The 13,223-nt window shown below is 55.4% G+C and carries 12 protein-coding genes; 5 read left to right on the top strand and 7 right to left on the bottom strand.

The features are described 5' to 3' along the window. Positions 1 to 139: 139 nt before the first annotated feature. Positions 140 to 2,662 carry a putative bifunctional diguanylate cyclase/phosphodiesterase gene (locus tag PN477_RS12975; RefSeq protein WP_272122470.1) on the bottom strand — a complete coding sequence of 841 codons (2,523 nt, stop codon included), beginning with the start codon at positions 2,660 to 2,662 and terminating at the stop codon, positions 140 to 142. Between the two features lie 107 nt (positions 2,663 to 2,769). Then, the gene (locus PN477_RS12970; RefSeq protein WP_272122468.1) at positions 2,770 to 3,480 is read right to left on the bottom strand and encodes a DUF928 domain-containing protein; all 711 of its coding nucleotides are present in this window, start codon (positions 3,478 to 3,480) and stop codon (positions 2,770 to 2,772) included. 193 nt (positions 3,481 to 3,673) lie between these two features. On the opposite strand from PN477_RS12970, the gene PN477_RS12965 reads away from it, so the two are divergent. Next, entirely contained in the window at positions 3,674 to 4,099 is a 426-nt protein-coding gene (locus PN477_RS12965) for a KGK domain-containing protein (RefSeq protein ID WP_272122466.1), read from the top strand. Between the two features lie 171 nt (positions 4,100 to 4,270). Then, a complete protein-coding gene (locus PN477_RS12960) occupies positions 4,271 to 6,418 on the top strand; it encodes a serine/threonine-protein kinase (RefSeq protein WP_272122464.1) in 2,148 nt (715 codons plus the stop codon). A gap of 79 nt (positions 6,419 to 6,497) precedes the next feature. Here PN477_RS12960 and PN477_RS12955 read toward each other — a convergent pair whose 3' ends face one another. The 5 genes from PN477_RS12955 to PN477_RS12935 form a co-directional block, all read right to left on the bottom strand. Continuing rightward, positions 6,498 to 6,986 carry an anti-sigma factor family protein gene (locus PN477_RS12955; RefSeq protein ID WP_272147327.1) on the bottom strand — a complete coding sequence of 163 codons (489 nt, stop codon included), beginning with the start codon at positions 6,984 to 6,986 and terminating at the stop codon, positions 6,498 to 6,500. A 175-nt stretch (positions 6,987 to 7,161) separates the two neighbouring features. Next, positions 7,162 to 7,821 (bottom strand): sigma-70 family RNA polymerase sigma factor, encoded by a 660-nt coding sequence (locus PN477_RS12950; protein WP_072621759.1) that lies wholly within the window; start codon positions 7,819 to 7,821, stop codon positions 7,162 to 7,164. A 147-nt stretch (positions 7,822 to 7,968) separates the two neighbouring features. Continuing rightward, positions 7,969 to 8,505, bottom strand: a complete 537-nt coding sequence (locus PN477_RS12945; protein WP_272122459.1) for a late competence development ComFB family protein — start codon at positions 8,503 to 8,505, stop codon at positions 7,969 to 7,971. Between the two features lie 135 nt (positions 8,506 to 8,640). Next, positions 8,641 to 9,507, bottom strand: coding sequence for a M23 family metallopeptidase (locus tag PN477_RS12940; RefSeq protein WP_272122457.1), 867 nt, complete (start codon positions 9,505 to 9,507; stop codon positions 8,641 to 8,643). Positions 9,508 to 9,611: 104 nt separating this feature from the next. After that, the gene (locus PN477_RS12935) at positions 9,612 to 9,830 is read right to left on the bottom strand and encodes an Hfq-related RNA-binding protein (RefSeq protein ID WP_272122455.1); all 219 of its coding nucleotides are present in this window, start codon (positions 9,828 to 9,830) and stop codon (positions 9,612 to 9,614) included. A 48-nt stretch (positions 9,831 to 9,878) separates the two neighbouring features. Between PN477_RS12935 and dapF the strand changes: the two genes are divergently transcribed. From dapF to PN477_RS12920, 3 genes are all read left to right on the top strand, one after another. Beyond that, positions 9,879 to 10,733 (top strand): diaminopimelate epimerase, encoded by an 855-nt coding sequence (gene dapF, locus PN477_RS12930; RefSeq protein WP_272122452.1) that lies wholly within the window; start codon positions 9,879 to 9,881, stop codon positions 10,731 to 10,733. A gap of 127 nt (positions 10,734 to 10,860) precedes the next feature. Further along, complete coding sequence (locus PN477_RS12925) at positions 10,861 to 12,015, top strand: hypothetical protein (RefSeq protein ID WP_272122450.1); 1,155 nt, start codon at positions 10,861 to 10,863, stop codon at positions 12,013 to 12,015. Between the two features lie 34 nt (positions 12,016 to 12,049). Beyond that, positions 12,050 to 13,129 (top strand): metallophosphoesterase, encoded by a 1,080-nt coding sequence (locus PN477_RS12920; RefSeq protein ID WP_272122448.1) that lies wholly within the window; start codon positions 12,050 to 12,052, stop codon positions 13,127 to 13,129. Positions 13,130 to 13,223 lie beyond the last annotated feature (94 nt).

Raw genomic sequence — 13,223 nt, 5'->3', positions numbered from 1 at the left:
CCCTTAAAAAAGGGGGGAGCCGCTCAAAGTCCCCCTTTTTAAGGGGGGAGCCGCTCAAAGTCCCCCTTTTTAAGGGGGATTTAGGGGGATCAATCGCCGCTTAGGTCAGTATTTGCAGGTTATGGATCAGCAGTAGCGCTCAAGGGGAGGCGGTTGGAGGATTAGGCTGTTGAGAGAGCAGATCCGTAGCAGCAGCGGCGGGGAGGGGTTTTGACCAGAGGTAGCCTTGGCCGAAGTCGCAGTGGAGCGATCGCAACCGTTCCGCATCCTCTGGGGTTTCAATCCCCTCGGCAATGATATCCATGCCCAAGGTATGCCCCAGGTCAATAATCATCCGCACGATCGCATCATCTTCGGCACTGTCGGCCATGTGACGCACAAAGGATTGATCCACCTTGAGGGTATCGAGGGGAAACCGCCGCAATTGACTCAGGGACGAGTAGCCCGTGCCGAAATCATCCAAACTGAGCCGACAGCCTAAGGCCTTGAACCGCAACATTAAATCAATCGCCACGTCCACATTGCCCATCACCATACTTTCGGTAATTTCCAGCTTAAGGCAATGGCCCGGCAGTTCAGCCGCTGCGATCCATTGGGCGAGACGTTCCACCACATCCCCCTGATCAAATTGGCGACTGGAGAGGTTAATGCTCATGATTAACCCGGCGTGGGGAAAGGTGCGCGTCCATTGTTGAATCTGGGCGATCGCGGTCTGACCGATCCAATCCCCCAAGGGCACGATCAACCCCGTTTCCTCCGCTAGGGGAATAAATGCCCCCGGTGAAATAAAACCCCGCTGGGGATGAATCCAGCGCACCAAGGCTTCAAACCCGGCGATTCGGTCGGTGGCGAGATCCACAATCGGCTGATAGTAGAGGGTGAATTCCTTAGCGGCGATCGCCCGGCGCAAATCCGCTTCAAGGTTAAACCGCTGCACCGTTTCCGCCTGCATCCCGGCACTAAATACGGCATAGCTGTTGCTGCCTTTCGCTTGGGCGCGATACATGGCGGTGTGGGCATCGCGGAGGAGATCAGCGGCGCGGTGGGTCTGTTGTGCATTGGGCACGGTGATGCCGATGCTGGCGGCTAGGGAGGGGGGAAGGTGGGTTTGCAGGGTTTCAGCGGTGGCGGTGAGGGCGACGGGATCGGCTAGGGACAGGGCGATCGCAAACTCGCCTTCGCTGATCCGGGCGATCTGCGCCGTTCGTGGCAGATGGGTGCGGAGGGTGGATTCAATGCGTTGCAGGAGGCGATCGCTATGGCGGGTATCCAGACTACGACTGATCAAGATCCAATGATCCAGCGCCATCCATAACACCCCCACCGGAGCCGAATGGCGTAAGCGGGCCTCAAGCTGCCGTAGGAATGCGCTTTCATTGAGCAGTCCGGTCACGGGTTCATGGTTGGTGGTGTAGAACAGGCGGTGAGCCATGGCGACCAGCAGCGCCGTCCAGAACCCGGCGATCGGTTCCGCCACGGGAATCCAGACCCCTTGTCCCCAACAGACCCAACCCACCCCGATGATCAGCACCGTTCCCAAGCTCCCCACCCCCGCCAACACCGCCGGATGGCGCAGATACCAGGCGATCGCCCCCCCAAACACCACCCAAGCCCACAACCCGATCCACTCCCCCAGCGGCGAACTCCCCCGCCACGGACTGACCCGCCCCGCCAGGAGATCCAACACCTGCCGCACCATCTGCCCATGAATCATCACCCCCGACATCTGCACCTTCCCAGAGCCAGACCGGTAGGGCGTAAAGCGGGCATCTTTTAAACTCGGAGCCACCGAACCGATCAGGACAATCCGGTCGCGAATGAGGTGGGGATCAACGTCCGTGGTGAGGAGGGTGGTGAGGGTGATCGTCGGGGCAATGGGTTGACGGCTGGCATAGTCGAGGAGGATTTGATACCCGCGATGGTCAATCTGTTGATAGCCGCCGCTGGTGGCACTGAGGCGCGGCAAACGCACATCATTAATCTGCAACGCCTCAGGGGTGACTTGGATCGCAGGGGGAGCGATCGCCCCTAAACTCACCCGCAGCGCAAAGGAATAATAGTCGCGATCGCTCCCCGCCACAAACAGCAAATTCCGACGCACCACCCCATCGGGATCTAACACCAGATCATTAAACCCCACCCGATCGAAAGGAACCACCGCCGGAGCCGGAATCCCGTTGCTATTGTCCGTAATCGCGATCAGGTTCGGAGCCTGTAACTGCGTCGTCAAGGCAGCCGTACCGGGCGGGTGGAACAAGTCACGATAGAGATCTAAACCGATCACCGTGGGGTCATGGCGTTGGAGACGGCGCAGGGCTTCGGCCAACTGTTGATCCTTGAGGGGCCATCCATAGCGTTGCAAATCCGCCTCGGTGATCGTGACGATCAACAGACGCGCATCTAGGGGTGCATCGGGTTCGGCTTGGACGAATCGATCAAAGATCGCCAGTTCCAACGGTTCCAGCAAACTCCAACGCTGCAACCCCTGATAGCCCACCGTGATCACCACACTGGCCATCAACACCGAACGACTCGCCACCCCCACCATCCGAGGCCACACCGGCAGCCTCGCCCCGCCCCAATGAATCAAAAAATCCGGGCAGCTCAGGCGTTGTCGCAGTGGGTCGATCAACTTCGCCCCGAACTTGAAAAATGGTGACATGGGATGAACCGGAGAAAAAGCAGGGACGATGCACTATTCGGACAGAGGGCGAGAGGTTCAGTCGAATGGGGCAACAATTCAACACTCTCGTGCTGTGTTAGGAATCGCTAAAGCAACGCACTGAGGGCATCGAGTTCCAGATCCGTGAGCAGTTGGTTCCACTGGGCTTGTACCTGGGGATGGTCGGGATAGGTTTGATAGAGGGCGGCGAGAATCGCGATCGCATCACTCCAATGTGCCCCCGCTTGTGCGATCGCCGCCTGGTTCAATTGGGTTGGAATATCCTCCTCCTGGATTTCGGCCAAATCTTGCGACCCCGCCACCCGTTTAAGCCAGCCCTCCACCACCAGATCTTGAGAGGGATCAGTTTCATCACACAGCACCGCAAAATACCAATGATAGGGCTGCTCCAAAGCCAAAACCGCCGCCGGAATCTCAATCCCCACCAAGGTTTCCGCCGCCGGAACCGATCGCCGCGTTTCATACAAAATCTGCCCCTCGTCATCCAACATCAGCAACTCCACCGGATGCTCTGCCCCCAAACTCGGCATCACAAAATACAACATCGGCTCTGTGGCCGCCGTCACTCCCAAATTCGTCACCGGATTCAAGGCAATCAAGGGCCGCGCCCCCCGCGCACAGCCGCCCCTCGTGCCGCCCCCCACTCGTTGGCCGGGAAATTCACTGCCGCTATTGTCCTCTGCCCATGCTGCCGTGATCGACTGTGCGATCGGGATGCGGGGCGCAAGGGTCGGCAACACCACCCCCCCGATCACACATCCTCCAACGATGCCCCCTAAGATTGTCCGAATCATCATGTTGTGGTCTCCACTAAACACCATTGATGCTATTTCTATTCTGACCATCTTCCTCATTGATTGCCCAGCGTCTCCTGAAGTTAAGAGCGTGGGGGATGCTCCTCAGTTCCCGCAGCCCATCCCCAGGACTCAAATCCTTGCGTCTGAGGCAGCCGGTTGTAGGATCAAAACAGAATTATTAAACAAGGGGCTTATGGAGAGTCAGCAATCCGGTATTTCCTGCCATGACGATGATGTCATCGCCTTTGGGGACAATACATTTAAGGTGGGCAAGTTTCGTAAAGCGGTGCAAGACTGTTTTGGACATGATATTGGGTATGGCTTAATGGCGTTGCTCAAGGGTGCGGGGGTGGCGATCGAGGCGAGGGCCGTGAGTCCGACGGGGAATAAAGAAGATTTTGCGCAATGGTTCACCCAGGGGATCGCCTGTGAACTGCTGCAAACCGATACGCCAGGCTGGAAAAATGCGCGGGTGAAAATCACGATTGATATTGAGGTGATGCCAGCGATCGCGCCCCCGTCTCGCCCCGATCCCCAACCCCCCGCCTTTGATGAGTTTGAAGACCTTGAATTTGAACGCGATGTCACCCTCCATGCAGATATGTGGTCGGATGGCTAAACTCTGTCAGGGTATTGAGACAGTGAGGCCAAAGATGAGGGAAAAAGCCGCATTCAGTTAACCTCACGTTATCGTTTCCCCATCGAAAAACCTTGTCCCCTAAAATGGACTGGACTGGCATTTTTACGCGATCATGATTATTTGGTGATCCTCTCTGTGTGTCGCTAACCCATGGGCTATTGCCTCAATCCATATTGTCCCTCTCCTGACGATCCTCGCAATCTTGAGAACGTCACCTGCCGTCATTGTGGTTCAGATCTGATCCTGTGCGATCGCTACCGTGTGCGGGGTTTACTGAGCGATCACAGCGGTTTTGCGAAGATTTTTGAGGTGTGGGACGGTACAACGGTCAAGATCCTCAAAGTCCTCAAAGCGGAACACAACACCAGCGAGAAAATTGTCAGCCTCTTTAAACAAGAAGCCCTCGTCCTCAGCCAACTCCACCACCCCGGCATTCCCCGCATTGATGACCACGGCTATTTTGAATATTCCCCCCGCGACAGTGCTTATCCGCTCCATTGCTTTGTGATGGAAAAAATTGACGGGCCAAATCTCAGCCAGTGGATGCATCAACAGGGTAATTTGCTGATCAGTGAATCCCAAGCTCTCGATTGGCTGGAACAACTCACCACCATCCTGCATTTAGTCCATCAAAAAAATTATTTTCATCGTGATATTAAATTGCAAAATATCATGATGCGCTCAACGGGTCAGTTGGTGTTGATTGACTTCGGGACAGCGCGGGAAATGACCTACACCTACCTTGCGAAAGCGGGTCAATCTGGCAATATTACGCGGGTCAGTTCGGCGGGCTACACCCCCCCGGAACAGCAGCAGGGCCACGCTGTCCCCCAATCGGACTTTTTCGCCTTGGGGCGTACGTTTGTCTATTTACTGACGGGGAAGACCTTAGAAGATCGTGATATTTACGACCCGCTCGCCAATGAATTTCGCTGGCGACACCATGCCCCGGATTTATCCCCGGCGTTCATGGCGTTTATTGATCAATTAATGGCCCATCGGGCGGCGGATCGTCCCCCGGATACTCAAACCATGCTGCGGCAGATTGTGGCGTTGAAGCGATCGCTCTCCCAGCCCGACAACTCCTTAGTTGCTGCCACCACCCCCGCCGACCTGACCCGACTCCCGGAAACGGCGCTGCAAGTGTCCCCCGAAAGCCCCACCGTGCCCCAGGAGTCCCCGGATCGCCGGTCTTGGCCCTTGGGGTTAGGGATTGCGATCGCGCTCCTGTTGGGAGGCTACGGCAGTTGGCAGGTCTATCAATTTGTCCAATTGCCGACGATTACCCAAACCCTCCCCAGTGGTTTTACGGGCCATCAAAGTTTTATCAACAGTGTGACGATTAGCCCCGATAGTCAAACGGTGATCACGGGCAGCGCCGATAAAACGATTAAGGTGTGGGACTTGGCAACGGGGGCGATCCTGCGCACCTTGACCGGCCATGACAGTTTTGTGAATGCGATCGCCCTCAGTCCTGACGGGCAATTTTTGATCAGCGGCAGCGCCGATAAAACGATTAAAGTGTGGCAGATTAACACCGGGCAATTGATCCGCACCCTGACGGGCCATACTAACTTTGTCGATACCCTCCTCCTCAGTGACGACGGCCAAACCCTCGTCAGCACCGGCGCAGATCGCACGATCCGGATCTGGGATTGGCAACGCGACGCACCCCCCCAAACCTTAACGGGACATCAAGGGTTTATTAATGCCCTCGCCCTCAGCAGCGATGGGCGGACACTGATGAGCGGCAGTGCTGACCATACCGTCAAGGTTTGGGATTTAATCACGGGCAAGGTGCGCCATACCTTAGCGGGTCACACGGGGTTTATTAATTGCTTGGTGGTGAGTCCCGATGGCCAGTGGGTGGCCAGTGGCAGCGCCGATAAAACCATTCGCATTTGGGATGTGAAAACGGGGCGGGTGCTGAAGGTGCTCAACGGTCATCAGGGCTTTGTGAATGATCTGGCGATCAGCCCCGATGGGCGGTGGTTGGTGAGCGCCAGTGCTGACCACCAGGTGAAGGTTTGGGACATGACCGATGGGACATTGCACCACACCCTCACAGGCCATCTCAGTTTTGTGAATCGGATCAAAATTAGCCAAGATGGCCGCTGGATTGTTAGCGCCAGCGCCGATCAGACGATTCGCCTCTGGAATTTGAAGACGGGGGATGCGATCGCCACCCTCACCGGCTACCCCCACCACATCAATGATTTTGCCATTAGCCCCGATGATCAATTTGTGGTGACCGGTAGTGGTGCGAGTCAACTGGCGATCTGGCCCGTGGAGCTTTGAACAACATCAAAAAACAGGGCGAGATTGAAACCATCTCGCCCTGTTTTGGGGTGCTATGACGGGAATCAGACCGCGATCGCTAAGGCATGGGAATGTCCACCACCGGGCGATCAATGGAAATACTCAGGTCACTACTTGGAGAAGGAAACGTGGGAATTTCCACCACCGGTTGATTAACGGCAATCATGAGGCTTGAGGAGGATGCGTCCAGATTGCCGGGGTCGTTATGGGCTAAGCGGGGTGACAAGGGTGAACCGGAAAAGAAGAGCGACAAAGCACCCACCGCCGCCGCTGCGATCGCACCGCCCCCCCAAGCCCAGCGCGACCAAACCCGACGATGATCTTCCGCCTCGAACACACCAGCCAAGAGATCCTCGGTGGATTGTTGAGGGGCAGGAATGGGAAGGGTTTGCAATCCGTAGCGCAGTTTTTGGAGACGACGGTGCAGGTGTTGGGCAGCCGGGTCATCGGCAAGCCAGGTTTGAACCTCCTGACGTTCAGCAGGGGAGACCTCACCGTCGAGGTAAGCGCTGAGCAGTTCAAAACGATCGCGTTGGTGAATATCCATGGGGGACTCGAAATCAGAGGAATCAGAGGGTAAAGAATAGCGGTAGTTGGCAGCAGGTCGATCGTTGTTGGTTGTCATGACAGTTCACCCCATTAATGGCTTGACAAATCCCTGATAGCTTGGTGTACATTTTATCCCGATTAACAGGCGATCGCGAGAAGAGCACCCAAAATAGTTAATCATCCGTGAGATACGGTGTTAATTCATCTTGTAACTTCAACCGCGCCCGCGCAATGCGAGATTTCACAGTGCCGAGGGAAACCCCCGTCATTGCTGCGATCTCTTCGTAGGGTAAGCCTTGAATTTCCCGGAGCACGATAGTTGTCCGAAAGGCATCGGGCAGGTCTGCGATCGCCAACTGGAGCTTCTCGTAAAACTCCCGCGTCGCCAACTGGTCATCCGGTTGGGGGGCATCACAGGCAATTTCCCAATTCATCTCTCCATCATCAAAACGACGGGGAGCATCGAGAGACAACGGCGGTGCATTCCGCTTCCGCTTGCGCAACTCATCATAGAACAGGTTAGTCGCAATCCGCCCCAGCCAGCCCTTAAACTTGCTCGGCTCCTTCAGGCGACCAATATTACGGTAAACCCGAATCCACACCTCTTGAACCAAATCCGCCCGGTCTTGCCAGTCCGGAGCCAAATGATACAAAATCCGTTCCACATGGGGTTGGTAGCGGCGCAGCAACTCCGAAAAGGCTGCCCGATCCGGCTTCGATCCACGCTGACACAGCGTAATCAGATCATAGTTAGGAAGTTTGTTAAGCGACACCGATGCTGAGGATGAATAAGCCTCAGGGGCTGACCATGTTGCAGAAATGGATTGACTCATGGATCTTGGGGAGAAGTAACATCTTACCCTTCCCTCCTCATAGACCCACCGGATTCAGGAATGTTCCCCTCAACCCTGCCCAAAGTTCCGCCAAACGACTGAATCACCCCAGAGTATGGATTACGGGAAATTAATGAGACCAGCCGTTTAGTTCGGCGAAGTCGATTCGTATTGACGGGCGTGGGATTGCAGCAAACTCGTGACCTGCTGCAAGACATCACCATTTTTGAAGGCTTGGCGATCGGGATTCGGATCAGGAACTTGAAGATTCTGGGAAATCGCCTCGTTAATCTGTTCCCGAATCAAACCGTAAAGCTCTTCTTTGGCTTTCCGCCGCTGATAGGTCGCCCCTTCTTCCGTGGTGGCATAGAGCGGCGGCAAACGATTCAGAGCGTAGGCAGCAATATCCCCCACATCCAGGGGCGGATCAATACTCGCATCGAGTTCTGCGACCCGACTAATGGATTCACTTAAGACTAATTCTTCCATTACGTTGATGAACTGTTTGCGGGGTACAGCGACGACTTCCCCGGTTAATAACGCGCCCATTAGACGATCAAGCGCCATGTATTCTTCAATGGACAACTCCGAAGCCGTATCACAAATGCGGCCTACTTCTGCCTCCATGGTCGGGGTCAGATAGCCATCGGATAGGGCTTGTTCTACAATTCGTTCTATACTCATAACGTTAATCTATGCTGCGTATTACCGGCGGATGGGGGGGCTTTTTGGGGTTTCCCAAACCTGTCACCAAAGAGGGACAACATTCGGGTTGGGGGGGTCGTGAAGACAGTCACGGAATCGTTTAACTTAGTCTCTCTACTCTAACCCGTCATATCGCCACGGAACGGGATCAACAGCGATTCCATTGACGTAGAGTCCCCAATGGAGATGAGGGCCCGTTGAGGCTCCGGTGCTTCCGACCGTGCCAATGGTTTGGCCGGCTTGGACAAAGTCCCCTTCGCGCACGCTGATGCTGTGGAGGTGAATCATAATACTGAGCACTCCTTGACCATGATCAATGCCGACGGTGTTGCCGTGAATCCGGAAACCATTGGCTTCGCGATCGACGAGGCGGATGTAGCCAGGGGCGGGAGCGACGACGGGCGTGCCGGTGCTGGCGGCGTAGTCTACGCCACGATGGTAGTAGTCTTGGGCGAATTCGCCGTTGTAGTAACGCCGCACGCCGAAGATGGTGGAGACGCGGCCGCTCGTGGGGCGGGTGAAGGGAGTGCGGGCGTTCCAATGTTTTTCGGGGGAGACGATCGCTTTAAAGGCAGCGACGCGATCGAGTTCGTATTGGGTTGCGCCATTGCCGCCACCGCGTAGCCACAGGCGTTGGGTGGGAAAGGAACGGTTTTGGAGTTGGAGGGGAACGGTGCGGGTTTCACCGTCGCCTTGGATTTGGAGGGTGCGCTGTCCGGGGCGATCGAGGGGGGAGGTGGGGAAAAAGGCGCGGTAGCGATCGCCCCCCAGGGGAAAGGCGGGTAAGGCTTGGCCCCCGATGGTGATTTGAGGCGGCTGGTCGGGGTTATCCACTGCCACAACAATCGAGACCGTTTCGCCCAGTTTGGGTTGGGTGGGGTTAACTTGTACCTCAAGGGCAAGGGCTGGGGCCACCCAGGTGAGCAAACTCGTCCAAAGGCTGGCGGTGAGGGCAGGAACAGAAAGACGGGAATTCAGCATGGTGGGACGCGATCAATCCGGTAATTTAATGGACTCAATGCTGCATTGTAGAATCATACAATCAGCCCACGGTAGAGGGGCGACTGTGGTGTTAATGGCTCCGGTTATGATGTGGCTAACGCCCGATGATAGGCGATCGCCTGCCGCCAAATCACGATCTGCTGACCACTAGATTCCGTCAGGCAGAGGCAATGCACATCCTGCCAGAGAATTGATCCGGTGATCGTATCTCCCGTCACAACCTTGACTTCAATCGTCTGCTTGTCAGCCGTCCATTGTTGAAGTTGACGAACGCTGGGAAACCCAGTTTCAAATTCAGCCATAATTACAATAATCTAAGGGCTAGCCCGGAAACAGTTAGAAGGATTCCTATGGCAATTGAGTTTACAAAATATCATGGTCTTGGCAATGATTTCATCTTAATCGACCATCGCCACAGTCCGACGTTGACGATGACACCGGCGGCGGCGATCGCATTGTGCGATCGTCATTTTGGCATCGGGGCCGATGGTGTCATTTTTGTCCTACCCGGTCAAGACAACACCGACTACACAATGCGGATCTTAAACTCCGACGGTTCCGAGCCAGAAATGTGTGGTAACGGGATTCGTTGCCTGGCCCGGTTTATCGCTGACCTGGAAGGACTCGCACCCCAAGCAACGAAAACCTACCGCATTCACACCTTGGCGGGGTTAATTTGCCCAGAGTTGCAACCCGATGGCCAAGTGACCGTAGATATGGGCGAACCGCGTCTCCTTGCGGCGGACATTCCCACCCAATTAGGCGAGACGGCGGGAAAAGCGATCGCCCAACCCCTCACCGTCGCCGGGCAAGATTGGATCGTCACCTGCGTCAGCATGGGCAACCCCCACTGCATCACCTTCGTGGATGATGTGGCCGCCATCCCCCTCAGGGAGATCGGCCCCCAGTTTGAACATCACCCCGTCTTTCCCCAACGCACCAACACCGAATTTATCGAAGTGGTCGCGCCGGATTACATCAAAATGCGCGTCTGGGAACGAGGCGCGGGGATCACCCTGGCCTGTGGGACGGGAGCCTGTGCGGCCGTGGTGGCAGGGGTGCTGAACCAGAAATGCGATCGCACCGCCACCGTCGAACTCCCCGGCGGCAACCTTCGCATCCAATGGCATCCCGAAAATCACCACCTCTCCATGACCGGGCCCGCCGAAAAAGTGTTTACTGGCACATGGAACCGCATAGAATAGCCCTAATGTGGCCATTACAGTCGGATACTCCCGATTTCAGCCCCATTTCATCCCCAGGAATACCATCAAATTCCTTGGATAATACGTTTTCAGACCGACATTTTTTAGCTATTTACGGACAAACACCATGAGCGGCGGGATCTATCTCATTCAAGGAGACAACCAATTGGTTGCCATGGAAGAAAAACCCTACGATTCAGAAGCCTTGCTGCAAGAACTCCTGGAGCAATATCCCAATCTATTGGGGGTGGATCAGGCGAATCATCACTTCAGCTCGCAATGGTTATTGATTAAGCGCACCGGCACGATTCCCACCGATGACATGGGGGTCGAACGGTGGTCACTCAATCATCTGTTTCTGGACTATCAGGCCATTCCGACCTTGGTAGAAGTCCAGCACGAAGGCGAGCGCCGCCCCCGCCGCGAAATCATCGGGCAAATGTTGGACTATGCCGCCAATGCGGTGGCCTATTGGCCCGTTGAGTCAATCTTGGATCAGTTTGAAGGGAATTGTCGCCGCCAAAACCGCGATCCGGAGCAGGTTTTTGAAGATTTTCTGGGGGAAAATGCTGATGAAGAAAAGTTTTGGCAGCAGGTGAAAACTAACCTCCAGGCGGGTAAAATCCGGCTGGTGTTTGTGGCGGATCACATTCCTCCGGCGATGCAGCGGGTGGTGGAGTTTCTCAACAAGCAGATGGACCCGGCTGAAGTGTTGGCGGTGGAAATTAAACAATACATTAGCCCGGAGAACGGTTTAAAAACCCTGGTATCCAAAATCATCGGCCAAACCGCCGAAGCTCAACAGAAAAAAGCAAGCACCACCCGCGAGCGTCGTCAATGGGATAAAGCCTCATTTTTGGGCGAGTATGCGGCTCGATATGGGGAGGATGAAATGGCGTTGGTGCGGGAACTCTACGATTGGATTGGCTCCCATGCGGATGATCTGTATATTCAATGGGGGACGGGGGATGCCTATGGTGGCTTTGCGGCCCGGCTGACCTTTGCCTCGCCCTTAGGGGAACTGTTTGCGGTGGGGATTAATGGCACGCTGCAAATCGCGTCGGAATTATACGCGGCTACACCTCCGTTTAATCAAGAGGCGGAATGGCATGAACTGCGCAATCGTTTGAGTGCGATCGGGCTGGCTTTACCGACGAATCCGTTAGAGCGGCGGTTACCGAATTTTCAACTTTCGACGTTGCCGGATGAAGATGCCCTTGATCCGGTGTTGGATATGTTTGATTGGGTATTAACGAAGGTGCGGAGTGCGGCGAATCGTTGAGGGAATGAGCGTCTGAGAGTGATTGAGGATTTGGATGGTGGTAGTTGTGCGATCGCGCCCGTCTAACAATGTCTTTTTGCTGATTGGGCTGCTCCTCCTCTGGGTGGTAGTGCTCTTTCTCGCTGTTGTTCGTCTGTCGTTACCCCTTTCTGTGGCTGTGAATTCGTCCCAATTGCTGACTGATCCTTTTTTACAACTGCCTACCCCGGATTCAGTCCGGGTGGTCTGGTTAACCGAGTTTCTAGGGTCTGATCATCAGGTGTGGTATGGCGATCGCTTCCAACACCACCAAACGGCCACCACCCAACGCCTCAGCCGCCTCCGAGAAGATGCCGACTCTCCCCTGATCAACCCCCCACCGCGCCCCACCTTCCGCCCTGTGTGGCGACATGAGGCGCTGATCACTGGGCTAACCCCCGGCCAAGCCGTTCCCTACTTTGTTCACAGTCAGCGCGAAGATGGTCTGGAGATCAAAAGCGATCGCTACACCCTCGCCGCCGCTCCCAAGCCCGGCACAGCCCTCAAAATTCTCCTCACCTCTGACCATCAACTCAAATCCATGACAGCGGCGAATCTTCAACAGGTCACCGCCACCGTTGGGCCCGTGGATGCCGTTTTTCTGGCGGGCGATCTAGTCAACATTCCCGATCGCGCCTCGGAATGGTTCGACAGCATCAACGGCAACGCCTTTTTTCCCTGCCTCCAAGGCCGCGCCCACAGTGTAATTGAGCAAACGAACGGCAGCACCGTCACCTACACCGGCAGCCCGATTATTCAAAACGCGCCCCTGTTCCCCGCCCTGGGCAATCATGAAGTGATGGGGCGGTTTTCCATGGTGCGATCGCTCAACGACCAATATAACGACCCTTTCCCCCGCCCCCAAGCCGCCGAATTCTTTCCCCCTCCCGCCACCGAAACCGCCCTTGACCCCCAACTCCAAGACGCTTGGCTCAAAGCCCACAGCTACAACAGCGACACCTACGAAGCACTGTTTACCCTCCCCCAAACCAGTCCCGGCGGCCGAAAATACTACGCGATCAGCTTTGGGGATATTCGCCTGATCAGCCTCTATCTTAAATGCAAAAAGAGGACTCCCGCTACACCGTTAGGTTAGCGGTGAGATGAATTTTTGCCAACAAATAAACCGACCAACGGGAGACGACTGAATTCAGTTTTGTGTTAAAATCGAGAAGCCAACGCACCCAAGT

It is taken from the genome of Spirulina subsalsa CS-330, assembly GCF_028330765.1.
Classification (GTDB): Bacteria; Cyanobacteriota; Cyanobacteriia; order Cyanobacteriales; family Spirulinaceae; genus Spirulina; species Spirulina subsalsa_A.
Note: the sequence above shows the minus strand (reverse complement) of the source record. Positions and strands in the feature narration are given on the sequence as shown.